The organism is Castellaniella sp. (assembly GCF_041675725.1).
Lineage (GTDB): Bacteria > Pseudomonadota > Gammaproteobacteria > Burkholderiales > Burkholderiaceae_B > Castellaniella.
This window is the reverse complement of record NZ_JBAYTI010000032.1, coordinates 13822-31724: the sequence shown is the minus strand read 5'-3', so window position 1 is coordinate 31724 and position 17903 is coordinate 13822. Positions and strand designations below refer to the sequence as shown.

The 17903-nt window shown below is 67.5% G+C and carries 20 protein-coding genes; 8 read left to right on the top strand and 12 right to left on the bottom strand.

The features are described from left to right. Positions 1-683, top strand: a 683-nt coding sequence (locus WCZ84_RS08265) for a phenylacetate--CoA ligase family protein (protein ID WP_372685793.1), incomplete at its 5' end; no start/stop codon positions are given. 93 nt (positions 684-776) lie between these two features. Continuing rightward, complete coding sequence (locus tag WCZ84_RS08260; RefSeq protein ID WP_372685792.1) at positions 777-1796, top strand: amino acid ABC transporter substrate-binding protein; 1020 nt, start codon at positions 777-779, stop codon at positions 1794-1796. A 66-nt stretch (positions 1797-1862) separates the two neighbouring features. Here the strand turns inward: WCZ84_RS08260 and WCZ84_RS08255 are convergent, their stop codons facing one another. From WCZ84_RS08255 to dprA, 3 genes are all read right to left on the bottom strand, one after another. Further along, positions 1863-2342: a hypothetical protein gene (locus tag WCZ84_RS08255; RefSeq protein ID WP_372685791.1), complete on the bottom strand. Its 480-nt coding sequence runs from the start codon at positions 2340-2342 to the stop codon at positions 1863-1865. After that, the gene (locus tag WCZ84_RS08250) at positions 2342-3247 is read right to left on the bottom strand and encodes a hydroxymethylglutaryl-CoA lyase (protein ID WP_372685790.1); all 906 of its coding nucleotides are present in this window, start codon (positions 3245-3247) and stop codon (positions 2342-2344) included. Before WCZ84_RS08250 ends, WCZ84_RS08255 begins: the two co-directional genes overlap by 1 nt. Before the next feature lie 86 nt (positions 3248-3333). Further along, complete coding sequence (gene dprA, locus WCZ84_RS08245) at positions 3334-4572, bottom strand: DNA-processing protein DprA (RefSeq protein WP_372685789.1); 1239 nt, start codon at positions 4570-4572, stop codon at positions 3334-3336. A gap of 101 nt (positions 4573-4673) precedes the next feature. Between dprA and def the strand changes: the two genes are divergently transcribed. Both def and fmt read left to right on the top strand, forming a co-directional pair. Then, positions 4674-5198 carry a peptide deformylase gene (gene def, locus WCZ84_RS08240; protein ID WP_372685788.1) on the top strand — a complete coding sequence of 175 codons (525 nt, stop codon included), beginning with the start codon at positions 4674-4676 and terminating at the stop codon, positions 5196-5198. Positions 5199-5203: 5 nt separating this feature from the next. Next, positions 5204-6163 carry a methionyl-tRNA formyltransferase gene (gene fmt, locus WCZ84_RS08235; protein ID WP_372685787.1) on the top strand — a complete coding sequence of 320 codons (960 nt, stop codon included), beginning with the start codon at positions 5204-5206 and terminating at the stop codon, positions 6161-6163. On the opposite strand, the gene WCZ84_RS08230 is transcribed toward fmt, so the two are convergent. From WCZ84_RS08230 to WCZ84_RS08210, 5 genes are all read right to left on the bottom strand, one after another. Then, a complete protein-coding gene (locus tag WCZ84_RS08230) occupies positions 6103-6801 on the bottom strand; it encodes a response regulator (protein ID WP_372685786.1) in 699 nt (232 codons plus the stop codon). The two genes, fmt and WCZ84_RS08230, sit on opposite strands and share 61 nt — an antisense overlap. 40 nt (positions 6802-6841) lie before the next feature. Beyond that, positions 6842-9181, bottom strand: coding sequence for an ATP-binding protein (locus tag WCZ84_RS08225; protein ID WP_372685785.1), 2340 nt, complete (start codon positions 9179-9181; stop codon positions 6842-6844). After that, positions 9133-9705: a DUF4390 domain-containing protein gene (locus WCZ84_RS08220; protein WP_372685784.1), complete on the bottom strand. Its 573-nt coding sequence runs from the start codon at positions 9703-9705 to the stop codon at positions 9133-9135. The genes WCZ84_RS08225 and WCZ84_RS08220 overlap by 49 nt, the downstream gene beginning before the upstream one ends. 136 nt (positions 9706-9841) lie before the next feature. Beyond that, complete coding sequence (rsmB, locus tag WCZ84_RS08215) at positions 9842-11176, bottom strand: 16S rRNA (cytosine(967)-C(5))-methyltransferase RsmB (protein WP_372685783.1); 1335 nt, start codon at positions 11174-11176, stop codon at positions 9842-9844. Between the two features lie 3 nt (positions 11177-11179). Next, positions 11180-12136: a methyltransferase domain-containing protein gene (locus tag WCZ84_RS08210; RefSeq protein ID WP_372685782.1), complete on the bottom strand. Its 957-nt coding sequence runs from the start codon at positions 12134-12136 to the stop codon at positions 11180-11182. Positions 12137-12207: 71 nt separating this feature from the next. Between WCZ84_RS08210 and WCZ84_RS08205 the strand changes: the two genes are divergently transcribed. Continuing rightward, positions 12208-12972, top strand: coding sequence for a ComF family protein (locus tag WCZ84_RS08205; protein WP_372685781.1), 765 nt, complete (start codon positions 12208-12210; stop codon positions 12970-12972). Next, positions 12918-13388, top strand: coding sequence for a tRNA (cytidine(34)-2'-O)-methyltransferase (locus WCZ84_RS08200; protein ID WP_372685780.1), 471 nt, complete (start codon positions 12918-12920; stop codon positions 13386-13388). Before WCZ84_RS08205 ends, WCZ84_RS08200 begins: the two co-directional genes overlap by 55 nt. 7 nt (positions 13389-13395) lie before the next feature. On the opposite strand, the gene WCZ84_RS08195 is transcribed toward WCZ84_RS08200, so the two are convergent. From WCZ84_RS08195 to WCZ84_RS08180, 4 genes are read right to left on the bottom strand one after another with little or no spacing between them, the layout of a single operon-like run. Then, entirely contained in the window at positions 13396-14427 is a 1032-nt protein-coding gene (locus WCZ84_RS08195; protein WP_372685779.1) for an NAD(P)H-dependent glycerol-3-phosphate dehydrogenase, read from the bottom strand. A 10-nt stretch (positions 14428-14437) separates the two neighbouring features. Beyond that, positions 14438-14950, bottom strand: coding sequence for a protein-export chaperone SecB (gene secB, locus WCZ84_RS08190; RefSeq protein ID WP_372685778.1), 513 nt, complete (start codon positions 14948-14950; stop codon positions 14438-14440). A gap of 30 nt (positions 14951-14980) precedes the next feature. Then, entirely contained in the window at positions 14981-15238 is a 258-nt protein-coding gene (grxC, locus tag WCZ84_RS08185; RefSeq protein WP_372685777.1) for a glutaredoxin 3, read from the bottom strand. A gap of 10 nt (positions 15239-15248) precedes the next feature. Then, complete coding sequence (locus tag WCZ84_RS08180) at positions 15249-15662, bottom strand: rhodanese-like domain-containing protein (RefSeq protein WP_372685776.1); 414 nt, start codon at positions 15660-15662, stop codon at positions 15249-15251. Positions 15663-15803: 141 nt separating this feature from the next. On the opposite strand from WCZ84_RS08180, the gene gpmA reads away from it, so the two are divergent. Together gpmA and WCZ84_RS08170 are read left to right on the top strand one after the other, a co-directional pair. Next, positions 15804-16556: a 2,3-diphosphoglycerate-dependent phosphoglycerate mutase gene (gpmA, locus tag WCZ84_RS08175; RefSeq protein ID WP_372685775.1), complete on the top strand. Its 753-nt coding sequence runs from the start codon at positions 15804-15806 to the stop codon at positions 16554-16556. A 2-nt stretch (positions 16557-16558) separates the two neighbouring features. Further along, the gene (locus tag WCZ84_RS08170; RefSeq protein WP_372685774.1) at positions 16559-17869 is read left to right on the top strand and encodes a murein hydrolase activator EnvC; all 1311 of its coding nucleotides are present in this window, start codon (positions 16559-16561) and stop codon (positions 17867-17869) included. The last annotated feature ends 34 nt before the right edge of the window (positions 17870-17903 follow it).

The following is a 17903-nucleotide window of genomic DNA, read 5'->3' as shown; positions in this document are numbered from 1 at the left end:
GCATCATCCTCGAAAAGGCCGATCAAATGGGGGTGGCTCTGCCATCGCTGCAGCGCGCCCTGGTATCGGGCGAAGCGTTTCCAGGTGCGCTGCAGGCGTGGCTGCTCGGGCGCGGCATCTTGGGTTTCCAGGCATATGGCAGTGCCGATCTGGGCATGGTGGCCTACGAGACCGAGGCCCGCGAGGGCCTGGTGCTCAACGAAAACCTGATCGTCGAGATCGTGCGCCCGGGCACCAGCCAGCCGGTGCCCGATGGCGAGGTCGGCGAACTCGTGGTGACCACCCTGCAAGCCGATTATCCATTGCTGCGCTTCGGTACCGGAGACCTCTCGGCTTTCTTGCCGGGCCACTCGCCCTGCGGGCGCACCAATGGTCGCATCCGGGGCTGGATGGGGCGCGCCGACCAAACCACCAAGGTGCGCGGCATGTTCGTGCACCCCGAGCAGATCGCCCGGGTGGTGGCGCGTTATCCGCAGATCCATCGGGCGCGCCTGGTCGTGTCCGGCCAACAGGGCCACGACACCATGACGCTGCAGGTCGAGGCCGGCAGTGCGGTCGATGCCGGGGTCATCGCGCAGGCCGTGCGCGAAGAAACCAAGCTGCGTGCCGCGATCGAGCAGGTCGAGCCCGGCCAGCTGCCCAACGACGGCAAGGTCATCGAAGACCAGCGCGCGCTCGATTAACCCAAGGGGCTGTGCAGGCCAGGGGTTGTTGGGCCGTGCTTGCGGTACCATCATGGTTCAAGATTCCGTGTCGCAGAATAGGAGCAAGAGGCCATGCATGGACTGAACAAATACGCTGCCGCCGTCATCGTCTGGGCTGCTGCGTTGCCGCTGGCGCACGCCGGCACTCTCGAGACGGTACAGGGCCAGGGGGTGCTGCGCTGCGGCGTGACCACCGGCTTTGCCGGGTTCTCGGCGCCCGATGCCAAAGGGCACTGGACGGGGCTGGACGTCGACATGTGCCGGGCCGTGGCCGCCGCGGCGCTGGGCGACGCCGACAAGGTCGAGATCGTGCCGCTCAATGCCCAGCAGCGCTTTACGGCGCTGCAGTCGGGCGAAGTCGATCTACTGTCGCGCAATACGTCGGTCACCCAGTCGCGCGATACCTCGCTGGGCGTGATCCACGCGGCGGTCAATTTTTACGACGGCCAGGGGTTCATGGTGCCCAAGTCCCTGGGCATCACGTCGGCCAAGGATCTGAACGGCGCCACCGTGTGCATGCAGACCGGCACCTCCAATGAACAGAATATGGCCGACTGGGCACGGGCCCATCAGGTGCAGTACAAGCCGGTGGTCATCGAGCAATTCAACGAGGTCGTCAACGCGTTTGCCGCCAACCGGTGCGACGTCTTCACCACGGATGCTTCGGGGCTCGCGTCGATCCGGGTGGCCAAAATGGCCGATCCGGATCAGTACGTGATCCTGCCAGAGATCATTTCCAAGGAACCTCTCGGCCCCTTTGTGCGCCAGGGCGACGACGCGTGGCTGAATATCGTGGCCTGGTCATTCCAGGCCATGACGGGCGCCGAAGAACTGGGCGTGACGTCCGCCAACGTCGACGAACAGCTCCGCAGCCCCAACCCCCACGTGCAGCGCCTGCTGGGCGTCACCGGCAATGCCGGCAAAAACATGGGGCTGGATGAGCAATGGGCCTATCGCATCATCAAGCAAGTGGGCAATTACGGCGAGTCCTTCGAGCGCAACGTCGGCATGGGCAGCCCGCTGCAGATCCGCCGTGGGCTGAACGCCCTCTGGACGGACGGGGGGCTCATGTACCCGCTGCCCATCCACTGACCGCTTCCCGGCCCGGCTCCCTGGGGGTGTCGGGCCGGCCGCGGTTCACGGGCCCCGGGCCCCGTCTCAAAGCCGTTTGCGATACACCAGGCTGATGCGGGCAAAGGCCGCCTGCAGCTCTGGGGTACCGGCTTGAAACACCACGGGGCGCCCTTTTTGCACGAAGCAGACCAGTTTTTTGGTGGCGATCAGCGGGATGAACCGGGTCGACTGGATCTCTGGCCAGCTGACCTCGCGGCGGGTGATCCAGCTTTGGCGGATGCCGTATTGGGAAATCTCGGTGATCGAGGTCCACATGTGGGCACTCATCCAGAGCAAGGCCCCCAGGCAGACGGCCACGCTGACGATCACCAGCATTGGCAGGGCCTGGGTTCCCTTCAGCTGCAGGGCCGCCCCGAGACGCCAAAGAATCAGCGCCATGACCAGCCAGGCGATGGCTGCGATCCAGCGGGGCCAGGCCCGGCCCCGCAAAGGCAATGGGCCGATCTGGTGCAGCAGGTGGGCGTGCTCTTCGGGTGTCGGGCGCGCCAGGGCCGGTGCCGGCATCAGCCTGCTTTTTTCAGGGCCAGCGCCTTGCCGGCGCGGCTGGCGTTGTCGCGGCCCAGGTGGGCGGAAATCCAGGCGCCCGTGTCGACCACGGCATCCAGGTCGACGCCGGTGTGCAGCCCCAGGCCGTTCATGAGGTACAACACGTCTTCGGTGGCCACGTTGCCGGTGGCCCCTTTGGCGTAAGGGCAGCCGCCCAGCCCGGCCACCGAGCTGTGGAAGATGCGCACGCCGCATTCGAGGGCGGCCAGGATGTTGGCCAGCGCCTGGCCGTAGGTATCATGGAAATGCCCCGACACCTGTGTGCCGAGGTCGGCGATCTGGCCCACCGCCCGCATGACTTCTTTCACGCGTGCGGCCGTGCCCACGCCGATGGTGTCGGCCACGTCGATCTCGTCGCAGCCCAGTCGCATCATGCGTTCGGCCAGATCGACCACCGCGGCGACCGGGGTTTCGCCCTGGTAAGGGCAGCCCAGGGCGCAGCTGAGGCTGCCGCGCAGGCGCAGGCCAGCCTGCTTGGCCGCCGCGGCCACCGGCTGGAAGCGATCCATGGATTCGGCGATCGAACAATTGATATTGCGTTGCGAGAAGGCTTCGCTGGCGGCGCCGAAGATGACCACTTCGTCGACTTGCGCCTGAAGCGCGGCCTCGAGGCCGCGCATGTTGGGTACCAGGGCCGAGTACTGGGTGCCCGGGCGACGCTGGATGCCGGCCATCACCTGCGCCCCGTCGGCCATTTGCGGCACCCACTTGGGGGATACGAAGGAGACCGCTTCGACATTGGCAAAGCCGGCGGCGCTCAGGCGATCGACCAGTTCGATCTTGACGTCGGTGGCGACAAACTGCTTTTCGTTCTGCAGGCCGTCGCGCGGCCCGACTTCGATGATCTTGACGTGTGTGTTCATGGCGGGACTTGATAGGTTCTACCGGGCCTGATGCGGCAGGCGCAGGCCTGGCTTTCGGGTTGGACGTCTATGGCAGGGCAAGGGGATCATGATAGCCTGCCTGGCCGGCGTTGTATGCGGCCATCACGGGTGCGCAGAAGATGGCCGGCCAGCTCGAGCCGGGTCAGTTGGTGTTGCAGCCGCTCCAGTGGCCAGCCCAGGCGCGCCTGCAGGAAGTCGATGTCGCGTGGCTGATGGGCGAGCACGTACAGCACCGCTGCGGCGTCGTCTTCCAGCCCGCGGGGCAGCGCCTCGCGCAGGGCGTCTGTTTCATGCTCGCCGATGGCGGGCGCATCGGGCGGCTGCGGCGGCTGCGTGAGCGGGTCGGCCGGGTGGGTCTGGGAACCCGATTCGGGTGATGTGCGCGCACCGGCCGCTGGTGTGCAGTCGGGCCACTCTTCCAGAATGTCGCGGGCAGATTCCACCAGCTTGGCGCCCTGGCGAATCAGGGCGTGGCAGCCGTGCGACAGGGGGGAGTGGATGGAACCCGGTATGGCGAAGACTTCGTGGTTGAGTTCCGTGGCCGTGCGGGCGGTGATCAATGATCCGCTGTGCTCGGCGGCTTCGACCACCAGCACGCCACGGGCCAGCGCCGCCACCAGGTGGTTGCGTCGTGGAAAATGATGCCGCAGGCCGCGGGCCCCCAATGGAAACTGGGACAGCAACAGCCCTTCCTGGGCGATCTGGCGCGCGAGTGCCTGGTGGCTCGCGGGATAAATGCGGTCGATGCCGGTGCCCAGGACCGCAACCGTGCCGCCGCCCGAGGCGCCGGCCTGCAGGGCCCCGCGGTGGGCGGCGCCGTCGATGCCACGGGCCAGACCGCTGACGATGCACCAGCCCTGTCCGGCCAGGTACTCGGCGAAGGCGTGGGCGTTGTACTCGCCTTCGGCGGTTGGGTGCCGGGCCCCCACGATCGCCAGCATGGGGCGCGCCAGGCATGCGAGCTGGCCATGCGCGTACAGCAGCGGCGGTGCAAAAGCGGTCTTGAGCAAGGCCGCCGGGTACTCGGTATCCGCCCAGGTCAGCAGGTGATGCCCAGGTTGGGCCTGCCAGGCCTGGACGCGTGCAAGCTGGGTGTCGAGCGTGGGATCCGGTGCTTGTCGCAGCCGGAAGGCCAGGTCGGCCCCGACGAGCCCGGTGAGCTGGCTCAGCGACGCAGTGAAGACGGCTTCGGGGCGGTGCAGGGCTTTCAGCAACGTGTGCAGGGCCACGGCGCCCAGGCCGGGCACGGCGTTCAGGCGCAGCCAGGCGAACAGCTCTTCAGGGGGGATGGTGGAAGCGGGCATGGCGGGGTCGTCTGGCGGAACCCACCAGAATTCTTTCGAGTCTAATCAGGAAGACATGCTATATCATGAGAGATTATTCATGATTGATTTTAGTTTGCAATATGGCATTGCTACCCATTCTCCAATACCCTGATTCCCGTCTGCATACCGTGGCGACCCCCGTGCAGGCGGTCGACGCGCGCATTCGCCAACTGGTGCGCGACATGGCCGACACTATGTATGCCGCGCCCGGCGTGGGCTTGGCGGCGACCCAGGTCGACGTCCACGAACGCGTCGTCGTCATCGACGTGTCCGAAGACGGCAACGATCTGCATGTGCTCATCAATCCCGAAATCACCTGGAAAAGCGACGAGCAGCAAACCTACGAGGAAGGCTGTTTGTCGGTGCCCGGGGTGTACGATGAAGTGCAGCGCGCTGCGCGCATCCACGTGAAAGCCCTGAATGAACGCGGCGAGCCGTTCGAGTTCGACGCCGATGGCCTGTTGGCCGTATGCGTGCAGCACGAACTCGATCATCTGCAGGGCAAGGTGTTCGTCGAATACCTGTCCTTGCTCAAACAGAACCGGATCCGCACCCGGCTGCGCAAACAGCAGCGCGAGGCCCAGCGCGAGGCAGCGGGGGTCTGACCCGCATGCGCATTGCCTTCGCCGGAACACCAGACTTCGCCCGGCAGGCGCTGCAGGCGCTGCTGGATGCGGGGCATGTCGTGTCGCTGGTGCTGACCCAGCCCGACCGCGCTTCGGGGCGCGGCCTGAAGCGAACCCCCAGCCCGGTCAAGCAGCTGGCCCTGGCGCACGGGCTGCCGGTCCAGCAACCCCGCAGCCTGCGGCTCGACGGCCGCTATCCAGATGACGCCAGCCAGGCCCGCGAAGCCTTGTTGGCCGCAGCGCCCGCCGTACTGGTCGTGGCGGCCTATGGCTTGATCCTGCCCCCCTGGGTGCTCGAACTGCCGCCTTGGGGCTGCCTGAACATCCATGCCAGCCTCCTGCCCCGCTGGCGCGGGGCCGCCCCCATCCAGCGCGCCATCGAGGCCGGCGACACCCGCTCGGGCATCACCATCATGCAGATGGATGCCGGCCTGGACACGGGCGATATGCTGTATCGCATCGAACGGCCGCTGTTGGGCCACGAAACCGGTGCAAGCCTGCATGACGCCCTGGCGCAGGATGGGGCGGCGGCCATCGTGCACGTCCTGGCCCAGCTCGAGGCCGGTGAGCCCTTGTCGCGTACGCCGCAGCCCGCCGAGGGCGCAACGTACGCAGACAAGCTGCTCAAATCCGAGGCGGCGCTCGATTTCAACCAGCCGGCCGCGGTGCTGGCCCGGCGCATCCGGGCGTTCGATCCGTTTCCCGGCTGCACCATCGAGGCGCCGGGCGTGGGGGTCGTCAAGGTCTGGGCCGCCGAGGCCTTGCCGCAACCGCCCAAAGAGGGGCTCGTGCCCGGCCGTGTCATGCCGGGGCCGCACCTGGACGTGGCCACCGCGGATGGCATCCTGCGCATCGGCGTGGTGCAGAAGCCGGGGGGGCGGCGTCAGCCCGCCGAGGTTTTCTTGCGCGATGTATCGATGCCCAGCTGCTTGAGCTTGCGGTAAAGGTGCGTGCGCTCTAGGCCGGTGCGCTCGGAGACCCGCGTCATGCTGTGATTTTCTTGCTGCAGGTGGTATTCGAAGTACTGGCGCTCGAATTCGTCGCGCGCTTCGCGCAGGGGCTGATCGAAGGGAATGTGGTTTGCGTGGGCCGGATGGGCCCCTGAGGCGGCCTGCGGCGCCTCGGCGTGCTCGGGCGGCAGGGTGGGTGCCGGTTGCGCTTCGGTGGGCGGGGGATACAGCGGGCGTTCGGTTCGCTGGCGCATGGCGGGCGGTATCACGGGCCGCGCGAGGCCCGCCGTGACCGCCTTGAGCAGCTTCTGCAGCGTGATGGGTTTCTCGAGGAAGTCGATGGCCCCGATGCGGGTGGCCTCGACGGCCGTGTCGACAGTTGCATGGCCGCTCATCATGATGACCGGCATATTCAGCAGACCCTGGGCGGACCATTCTTTCAGCAGTGTCACGCCATCGATATCGGGCATCCAGATATCCAGCAGAACCAGATCGGGGCGTTGATGCAGCCGGTACTCGCGGGCCTGGGCCGCGTTTTCGGCCAGTTCGACCGTATGGCCTTCATCGTAGAGAATTTCCGACAGCAATTCCCGAATGCCGATTTCGTCATCCACTGCCAGAATCCTGGCCATATCACCTCTCTTTGCGTTCCCTGTATTATCCTGTTCCTGGTCAGGATCGTCCAGCCGCTGGGTCCTCGGGCAGCGCGAACAGGATGGAAATCCGTGCACCGCCGTCGGCGCGGTTCGAAATATCGATCTCGGCCCCATGTTCCTCGACGATCTTCTTGACGATGGCCAGCCCCAGGCCGGTACCGGTGGGCTTGGTCGTTACGTAGGGTTCGAAGACGCGGTTGAGCAGCTCGGGGGCAAACCCGGGGCCGTTGTCCGATACCGTCAGGCGGATGCGTCGGGGGCCGGTGCCCTCTTCGGGCTCGATCAGCCGGGTTTGTACGCGAACCTCGGCGCGTGTATCGCCGGCCATTTGCGTCGTGGCATCGCGTGCGTTGGCGAGCAGGTTGTGGATGACCTGGCGCCATTGGGCCGGATCCCCCTGGATGGCCGGCAGGTCGTCCGCCAGGCGCGCATCGAAATGCACCGTGTTGCTGCCATTGGCGAGCCCATGCGCGTCGGTTGGGTCCCAGCCGTACAGGGTCAGCACCTCAGTGAGCAGGGCATTCAGGTCGATGGCCTGCATGCGTGCCTTGGGGGTGCGGGCGTAATCGCGAAAATCATCCACCATGCGCTTGAGCGAGGCCACTTGGTTGACGATGGTGCGGGTCGAACGCAGCAGCATCTCGGCCTGATCGGGGGGCAGCTTGTCGCCCAGCTTCATCGCCAGGCGCTCGGCCGAGAGCTGGATGGGCGTGAGCGGATTCTTGATTTCATGGGCCAGCCGGCGGGCCACTTCGCCCCAGGCCACGGTCCGGCTGGCCGAGATGACCTCGCTGATGTCGTCGAAGACCACCACGAAGCCGTCTTCGCGGCCATCGAGCAGCAGGCGGGTGCCGCGCGCGAGCAGCGTGACCACGTGCTTCTTGCGTTCGTTGTCGGGGGCGTCCTGCAGCTCGATCTCGAACTGCTGCTGCCAGTAGGGGCGGGTCGACTCCACGGCCTGGTGGGTCGCGAACGCCTGGCGGATCAGGCGGGCCATGGGCAGGGCGCCTTCGGCCACCTCGAGCGGACGGCCCTGGTGGGTGCGCAGGTCCACGTGCAGGATGTTCTGTGCGCCCTGGTTGAACAGGGTGAGGCAGAACGTGCGGTCGAAGACCAGCACGCCCGACGAGAGATTGCCCAGGATGGATTCGAGATACAGGTTGCTTTGCTCCAGCTGGCGCCGGTGCCGGTCGACCATGCGGCGCGCTTCATCCAGCTGGCGCATCATGGCATTGAACGAACGCGTCAATTGGCCCACCTCGTCGCGCGCCGGCGGTTCGGGCAGGGGCCGAAAATCGCCGACGCTGACCGCCTGGGTGCCGGAGGCGAGCCTGAGCAGGGGACGCACCAGGCGCCTGGATACCGCCAGCGCGGCGACCAGCGCAGCGAAGACGGCCAGGATCAGGGCGAGCGTCAGGGTAATGCCGTACAGCTTGCGCAGCCCCAGGCGCGACAGGGCCAGTTCTTGATAGTCCTGGAAGCCGTGCTGTACCTGGCTTGCATTCTGGGCAATGCGCTCGGGCACGGCCTGGATCACCTGCAGCCAGCGCGAGTCGCTGCCCAGCCCCATGGGCGTGCCCAGCCGGTCAGAATTGGCTTCCAGGGGGATGATGACGCGCAGGTGCAAGCCGTATGGGGTGGGGCCCTCGATGTCCGGGCGGTCTTCTTCGGCGGCGGCATACCCTTGCGTCACGCGCAACTGGTTCAACACGCTGCCGGGCGGCAGATCGGGCAGCAGCTGGCTGAAATTCACCGATGAAAAGGCGATCAGCCGGCCGGTGCCGCTGAACACCATGGCTTCGTCGACTTCGTTGGTGGCCCGCAGCGTGGTGATCAGCAGGGCGATTTCCGTATCGCTGGCGTTGTTCAGGCGCGCCCCGATGTTGCGGGCCCGCGCGTCCAGTTCGGCCAGTTGGGTGTCCAGCGCCGCCCGCCCCAGGTTCAGACCGGCTTCCAGGGCGGTGTCGACCCGTACGTTGAACCAGGATTCGATGGACCTGGACATGAACTGCACCGACAGTACGTAGATGAGCAAGCCGGGCAGGATGCCGATCAGGGTAAAGTACAGCGTGAAGCGGGCCGTCAGGCGCGCCCCGAACTGGTGGCGCCGGATCTGGCGCAGCAGGCGTGATGCGAGGATGACGACCCAGCTCATCAGCGCGATGGCCAGGATCCCGTTGAGCAGCAGCAGGGTGTCGTACTGCTGCGCGTAGCGCGAGGCATTTCCGGTCGACCACACGAGCAGCCCCAGCAGCGCGGCGGCACTGACTGCCGCCACGCCCAGGGCCCCGCGCAGGGCCCAGCGCGTCAATCGGGGCGCGCATCGGCGGAAGTCGAAAATTCGAAATATTTCCATGGTGTCGTCAAGGACCATGCGGTACTGTTCAGGCCGTCGACCTGCAGGGGTCGGGCCAGGCGGGCCGTGTCCAGGCGCAGGCGCAGGCGCCCGCGCCAGTGGGGCGCCTCGCTGAAGCGCGCCACCGGCCCAATCGGCCAGTGGCGGATATGGCGCAGCTGGTCCAGGGCTTCGTTCAGGCTCGGGGTCGGCAATGAGAGATCGCCGGTGCCGGTGCGCCATTGGCGCGTCAGCGGGTTGTACTGGATGCGCCAGGTTCGTTGTTCATCCACCACGGTTTTGTCGAACCACCACCAGCGCGGCTGTTCGATTTGCACATCGATCGTGAAATACAAAGGGACGCCCTTGTGAGCCGCCTCGTCGAGCTCGTCGCCCAGGCGCACGTCGATGTCGGCATCGAGCATCAGCTGGCCGTCGACTTGTTGCAGCGCCACGTTGGTGACCTGGCCCCCGTTGGACCAGGCCAGGCCGAAGGGCAGCAGCGTGACCAGCACGACAAGTACATACAGAAGGCGACGGGACATGGCGAGGGCCGGAGCATGAACAGATCGGGACACCTGAAGTATTGATGAGACACTCTGCGGGCGCAAGTCTCCGGCTGCTTTTGGGGACGATCGCGCCGGCTCCGCTGCCGCCCGCACCCCCGCCCGCGGGCGGGGGTCACGATGGTTTCCGCAGCAAGGCATAGAAGAAGCCGTCGCCGTCTTCGGGGCCCCCGGGCAGTATGTGGCCAGGCGCGGCCAGGCGCTGGGCCTGGGGGCAGCGCCGCAGGAAATCCAGGATTTGTGCTTCGCCTTCCTGGGGAAAGATCGAGCACGTGACGTAGAGCAGATGCCCGCCCGGCGCCAGCAGGGGCCACAAGGCCTGCAGAATCGCGGCTTGCAGCCGTGCCGTGCGCGTCAGGTCGGTGGCGCGGCGCAGCCAGCGGATGTCGGGATGGCGGCGCACGATACCCGATGCCGTGCAGGGGACGTCGGCCAGGATGGCCTCGTAGGGCAGGCCGTCCCACCATTGGGCCGGTTCGCGCGCATCGCCCCGCACCAGGTGGACGTCGGCCGTCAGCAGCCCCAGGCGCTGCAGGTTGTGGGCGACTTTTTCGAGGCGCCGGGCGTCTTGATCGAGTGCCGTAAGCCGCAGATCATGGTGCTCCAGCAGGTGGGCCGTCTTGCCGCCGGGGGCGGCACAGGCATCCAGCACGCGGGCGCCGGGCTGCAGGGGCAGCAGGGCCGCGGCACGCTGCGCCGAGGCATCCTGCACCGACCACAGGCCCTGCGCGTGCCCCGGGATCTGCTGGATGGGCCTGGGCTGGGCCAGGATCAGGCCGTCGTCCAGGACGGGACGGGCCGCAAGGCCCTCTTGCTGCAGCTGTTCGAGCAGGGCGTCGCGGTGGATACGGCGCCGGTTGGCCCGTAATGTCATAGGCGGCATCTGGTTGGCCGCGCGCAGCAGATCCTGCCAGTCGTGGGGCCATGCGGTACGTACCGCATCGATCCACCACGCAGGGTGGTTCCAGCGCGCTTCGGGTTGGCTGGCCACTGCGGCCAGCAGCGCTTCACGTTCGCGCCCATAGCGTCTGAGCACGGCGTTGATCAGGCCTTTTGCAGGACGAGTCCCGCGCTCGTGGGCGGCGGCCGTCACCACTTGATGAACGACGGTGTGGGGCGCATACCGGGGCGTCCCGGGGGGCAGCGGCGCGCCCGCGTCTGCCTGCAGCGCGGTTTCGAGCAGGCACAGGCCCAGCAACAGCAGGGCGTCGGCGCGCACGTTGCCGGGTGGACGCGCCACCATCGAGGCGCGCAGCGCCCGGGCCAGCCCGAGGTGGCGCAGGGCATGGAACGACAGCGCTTGCGCCGCCGGCCGCCACGGCGCCGGGGTCCGTTCAAGGGCATCGGACAGGGACTGTCCGTGCAGCACCGCTTCGAGCGCCACGGCTGCCGCCATCAGTTGCTCGTGCAGCGCGGCGGGGCGGACAGGCGGATCGGAGGCACGAACCATGGGCTATGCGTCCGGCTCCGGCTTGCGCGGTACGACCCTGGGCGGCAGCTTGCCGGGTTCGAGGGGGCGGGCCCGCTTGAAGGTGGCGACCGGCAGGTCGCCGAACACGCCCCGCCGGGCGGCGACCCGCCAGGCGTGGCCGTAGGCCACTTCGAGGCTCAGGTGGATCGTGCCATCGGCCTGCCGGCGCCGTTCCAGCGCCTGCAGCAGGCGATTGCGCCAGCCGCGTCCGCTCAGGCCACGCCGGCGCTCACGGGAGGGGTTGCCCCCCAGGAGGTGTACGTCGTCCAGCAGCTTCTCGGGGCTGCGGTAGGTGAGGGTGATGATTTCCTGGTCCATGACTGGATCGGCAAAGCCGACCTGCAGCATCAGATCGCCAAAATCATGCATGTCCACGAACGCCATCGGCTGTGTATCCAGGTCGGCCTCGGCCACGGCCTCGCGCAGTTCCCGCAGGGATCCGGGGCCCAGGCTGGAGTACATGGCCAGGGCGTCGTTGCGCAGGATGCGGCGCCACTCCTGCAGCACCATGTGAGGCTCGGGGTGCCAGTGCAGTGCGAGATTGGACCAGACCAGATCCAGGCTTTGGTCGGGCAGGCCGGTTTCAGCGAGATCGGCCTGCTGGAAAGCGGGTTTGGGGGTGGGTTTGTTGCGCAGCCTGTGCCAGAAACCAGGCGTGCTGGCATGGCGCTGGCGGGCCACGTCCAGCAGGCGGTCGCAGGCATCCTGGCCGATGTAGTTCAGGTTCGGGTAGCGGGCGCGCAGCGGGTCGAGGGCGTGCGCGGCCCCGCAGCCGGCATCCAGGATGTCTTGTGGCGCGATACGGATGTAGGCCAGGCGGCGCAGCATGCGCTGCGCGATTTCGCCGTACAGGAACTGGGCGGCATCGAGCGGGGCGCGCCGCGCAAATTGCTGGCGCACGGCAACAGGATCGATGGGCAGGCGGGGCAGTTGGGACATAAATGACGCGTCGGGCTGGTATCTGGTGTGGCGGGTTCCTATACTGGGCCCTGATCCCGAAATTCACTATTATGCTGCATCTGGTCCTCACGCGCTGGCGCCACCTGATTCCGGCCGATTGTCCGGGCTGCGGTCTGCGGGTCTCGGGGCAGGGGCTGTGCGCCGCGTGTTGCGCCGCGTTGCGGCGCGCCCCGGCGGTCCCGCGCTGTCCGGCGTGTCAGCATCCGCTGGGGCCGGGCGGGTGTCCCGACTGCACGGCCCAGGGGCCGGCCTGCGACCGTGTCGTGAGCGCGTTCGATTATGCCGGCGTGGGCCAGAAGCTGATTCAGGCCTACAAAATGCAGGGCCAGTTGCCGCTGGCCGCAATGCTGGTGCAGCGGCTCGAAGCCGCCGTCCGCAGCGCGGGCTGGGCGGCTGGCGGCCCGCCAGACTGCATTGTTCCAGTCCCGGCGCGGGCGGCCGCCCTGCGCCAGCGGGGCTTCAGCCCGCCGGCCGAAGTGGCGCGCCAGCTGGCGCGCCGCCTGGGCATCCCCTACCGGCTTGATGTCCTGCGGCGCGTGCGTGAAGGGCCGCGCCAGGCGGCGCTGTCCCGTGCCGCCCGCTTGGCGGCGCCCCTGGGCCGATTGGCCTGTGGCCGCCCCGTGGCCGGCCTGCGCGTGGCGGTGGTCGATGACGTGATGACCACCGGCGCGACCCTGGCAGCGGCTCGTGCGGTGCTGGCAGCCGCTGGAGCCACCCAGGTCGAAGCCTGGATATTGGCGCGCACACTACAATTTGAACCATGTTCCACATCATTCTCGTCGAACCCGAAATCCCCCCCAATACCGGTAACGTGATCCGCCTGGCGGCCAACACGGGCTGCCACCTGCATCTGGTGCGTCCGTTGGGTTTTGTGCTGGATGACGCGCGCTTGCGCCGCGCCGGCCTGGATTATCACGAATGGGCCGACTTGCGGGTGCACGACCACCTTGCCTTGGCGCTGCAGGATACCGGCCGCCCGGCGGACCGCTGCTTTGCGCTCACGACCCATGCGCCCCGCCTGATCGGCACGCAGGCGTTCCAGGCCGGGGACGTATTCATTTTCGGGCGCGAGACGGCCGGCCTGTCGGCCGCGCAATGGGCATTGCTGCCCGAATCGCAGCGCCTGCGTCTGCCGATGCGGCCCGCGCAGCGCAGCCTGAACCTTTCGAACGCGGTGGCGGTGACCGTGTTCGAAGCCTGGCGTCAGGTGGGCTTTGCCGGCGGTGTCTGATGCCGGATCATTCGGGGCGTGGTTCGCGTTCGAGCAGCGCCGCGACTGCCTGCCGGGGCGTCAGGCCCTCGAATAGCACCTGGCTGACGACTTCGGTGATCGGCATGTCCAGGCCCAGCTTCAGGCCCAGCGCTCGGGCCGCCTGGGCGCAGCGGGCCCCTTCGACCGTCATCCCGCGTGCCAGCAGGCTGTGCGGCGCTTCACCCCGCCCGATGGCGATGCCCGCCTGGCGGTTGCGCGACAGCTCGCCGGTGGCCGTGAGCACCAGATCGCCCAGGCCGGTCAGGCCATTGAAGGTGTCGGCCTGGGCACCCAGGGCCACGCCCAGGCGGCGGATTTCCGCCAGGCCGCGCGTGATCAGGGCCGCCCGCGCATTGGTGCCCAATTGCAGGCCATCCGAGATCCCGCAGGCAATGGCCACGATGTTCTTCATCGCGCCGCCCACCTGCACCCCCATGATGTCGCTGGATGTATAGATGCGCGCCTGACTGCCGTGAAACGCCTGTTGCGCCGCCAGGCCGGTATCGGCATGCGCGCTGGCGATGGTCAGGGCAACGGGCAGGCCCTGGGCGACCTCGCGGGCAAAAGAGGGGCCCGACAGCACCCCGGTATGGATCCCGGCGTGGCCGGCGAGCGCCTGCGCCACGATTTCGTGCGGCCACGCGCCGGTGTCGGCCTGCATGCCCTTGCACGTCCAGAGGATATGCAGGGGCGGGGTCCGGGCCGGTAGTTCCCGGGCCAGCCGGGTGCAGGTATCGGCCAGGCCTGCCACAGGCACGCCCAGTACGATGAGCCCCGCGCCGCCCTGGGCGGGCCCGCCCAGGGCGTGTTGCACGGCCAGGGTGAAATCACCCGTGCCCCGCAGGCCCGGGGGCAATGGGATATCGGGCAGGTAGCGCGGGTTTCGGTGTTGTTGCAGCGCCTGGACCGTGGCCGGGTCACGCGCCCAGAGCACGACCGGGGCGCGTGGGCAGGCCAGGGCAGCCAGGGCGGTGCCCCAGCTGCCGGCACCCAGCACCGTCACGCGCGGCGTGGCCATGTCGGGTCGCTCAGTTGCGGGCCCCGGGGGGCAGGATCAGGCCGGAGTCTGCCTGGTCGCCCGTGGCCGCCTGCTGCTTCTGCTGTGCCAGCCGTTGCTCGTAGAGGGCCTGGAAGTTCATTTCGCTGAGGTGCAGCGGTGGCATCGACGTGCGCGTGATGGCGTCGGCCACGTTGGCGCGCAGATAGGGGTACAGCATGGTGGGGCAGACGATGCCGATGAGCGGGTCGAGCTGCTCGGGCGGGATGTTGGCCGCTTCGAAGATGCCGGCCTGGCTGAGCTCGACCAGGTACAGGACCTTGTCGCCGATGCGCGTGGTCACCGTGGCGGTCACCACGGATTCGTACACGCTTTCAGCCAGGCGCTGGCCCGAGACCTGGATGGAGACTTCGACGGCCGGGCCTTCTTTTTCAAGGAAGATTTCGGGCGCATGGGGCATCTCGATCGACATGTCCTTGACGTAAGTGCGCTGCAGGCCGAAGCTGGGGGCCTGGCCGTTCTGTTTCTGGGTTTCTTCAGACATTGGGGGTTCCGGAAAAAGGGGTGGGTGGAATCAGGCCTGCAGCAGGGGCAGCAGGCCCTGGGCGCGATCCAGGGCGGACAGGTCATCGTAACCGCCGATATGCCGGTCGTCGATGTAGATTTGCGGCACGGTGCGCCGGCCCGTGCGTTCCATCATGATGGCACGTTGCTGCGGATCGCGGTCGATGAAGATTTTATGGATGTCGGTCACGCCGCGCTGCTTGAGCAGCATTTCGGCGCGAACGCAATACGGGCACACTTGGGTGCAATACATCGTGACTTGAGCCATGAAGCGTCTCTCAGGATTTTTTCAGGGGCAAACCGCCGTCGATCCAGGCATTCAGCCCGCCTTCGAGGCTGAAGACCTGCTCCAGCCCGTGCTTGCGCAACTGGGCCACCGCCTTGCTGGCGTCCTGGCCGCGGGTGTCGACCACGACGATCGGACGGTCTTTGGGCAGGCTGCCTGCGTGCGCCTCGAGCGTATCGATGGGGATGTTGCGTGCTTGCGGAATGCTGCCGGCCTTGAACTGGGTCTCGGGGCGGATATCGACGAACAGGCCATTTTCCCGGTTGATCCGGCCGATGGCATCGGCCAGGGCAATGCGCGCGTTCGAGCGCCCGGCGCCAGACAGGCTGGGCCAGAGCAGAAGGGCACCGGAGACCAGTGCAATGAGCAGGATCCAGAGATTGTTCTGGCTGAGTAAGAAGTCCACGAAGGTTCCTGTAAGGCGGTCGACAAAGGTATAGCGGCTACGGTGCCGGCGGTTTGCCGGCACCCCGTGCACACCTGCCGGGCAGGTCTGCAGCGGTGATTATAAAATGGACGGCAGTTTTCAACTTTTTCCGGGGTTGCGATGCACAAGCTCGTTCTCATGCGCCATGGTGAAAGCCAGTGGAATCTCGAAAACCGCTTCACTGGCTGGACCGACGTGGACCTCACCGAAACGGGCCGGGCCCAAGCCTGGAAGGCGGGCGAACTCCTGCGCGAGGAAGGCTTCGTGTTCGACCTGGCCTGGACGTCGGTGCTCAAGCGGGCCATTCGCACCTTGTGGATCACGCTGGACGCGCTGGATGCGCTGCATACGCCGATCACACTCGACTGGCGCCTGAACGAGCGCCACTACGGCGCCCTGCAAGGGCTGAACAAGGCTGAAACGGCGGCCCGCTATGGCGATGCGCAAGTCCTCCAGTGGCGCCGTGCCTACGCCATCGCGCCCGAGCCGCTGGATGCGGAAGATCCGCGTCACCCGCGTTTCGATCCGCGCTACCATGGCATCCCGGCCGAGCGCCTGCCCGCCACCGAGTGCCTGCGTGATACCGTGGAACGGGTGGTTCCGTGCTGGGATGAGGCGATTGCCCCGGCCCTGCGCCGTGGCCAGCGCCTGCTGATCTCGGCCCATGGCAATAGCCTGCGGGCCCTGATCAAGCACCTGGATGGGGTCTCGGACGACGACATCGTCCATTTGAACATCCCCACCGGACAGCCGCTGGTGTATGAACTGGATGCCGATCTGCAGCCCCTGAAGCATTACTATCTGGGGGATGCCGAACAGATCCAGGCCGCCATGCAGGCCGTGGCCGACCAGGGCAAGGCCCGCAAGGCGTAAACATGCGCTGGGCGCCGTGCCTGCTGTCCATGCTGATCGGGTTGTCGGCAGCAGGTGCCGCAGCGGCTGCGGCCGCGCCCGAGACCGCGCCCCTGCAGGCCCGCCAGCAGCAGGCGCAGGCCGAGCGACAGGCCTTGCGCAAGCAGATTGCCGCGCTGCGAGAACGCATCGAAGCCAGCGAGGCCGGCCAGGCCGATGCCAGCCGGGTGCTCAAGGCCTCCGAGCAGGCGATCTCCGACATGACCCGCAGCCTGCTGGAACTCGAACAGCGCCAACAGGCCTTACAGGCGGTGCTTGGCAAGCTCTCGCTCGAGCACGAAAAACAGCAGGTCGCGCTGGAGGCCCAGCAAAAGGCGCTGGCGGCACAGCTGCGGGCGCATCATGCAGGCGGGCTGTCCCCCTGGTCGGTACTGCTCTCGGGGCGCGATCCCCAGGAACTGGGCCGCGAACTGGGCTGGCTGGCCTATGTGGTCCGGGCCCGCACGCAGGCACTCCAGGCCCTGCAGACGACGCTGGCGGAACTGGCCCGGCTGCAGGCACAGACCGATGCGGGCCTGGTCGAGCTCTCGGCCTTGCAGGCCGACATGCAGGCACGCCAGCAAGCGCTGCAGGCGCAGGAGCAGGCCCACCGTCGGGCGTACGACCAGGTGGCGGCGCAGCTGAAGGCCGAGCGTTCCAAGGCCCAGGGCCTGGAAGGGCGCGACCGGCAGTTGGGCACGTTGCTGGGCTCGCTCGAAAAGGAAATCGCGCAGGCCGAGGCGCGCCGTCGGGCCGCCGAGAAAGCCGCCCGCGAGCAAGCCGCACGTGAACAAGCCGCGCGAGCGGCCCCTGAAAATGCAGCGCAAGCGGCCCAGGACCGTTCACCATCATCCGGCACGGATGCCGATGCCGGATCGGGCACGCGATCCGTGCCAGAAGGTGGATTCGTCGGCCTGCAGAAGGGTTTGCCGCTGCCGGTGGCCGGCGACATGCAGGGCCGTTTCGGGGCCCAGCGCCCCGATGGCGGGCTGTGGCGCGGCATTGTGCTGCGCGCGCCCGAAGACACGCCGGTGCACGCCGTGGCGGCCGGGCGCGTCGTGTATGCTGGCTGGCTGGCCGGTTTTGGCAATTTGCTCATCGTGGATCACGGCCAGCAGTACCTCAGCGTCTACGCCTACAACCGGACCTTGCTGCGCGAGGTGGGCGATGTGGTGGCGCCGGGTGACGTATTGGCCCGGGTCGGCGCCACCGGCGGGCAAGTCGAGCCCGGCCTGTATTTCGAGCTGCGCCACGAGGGGGCGCCGCTCAACCCGCAATTGTGGCTGCGGCCGTGATTGCGGTACGGTACTATGCAATATTTGTCGGCGA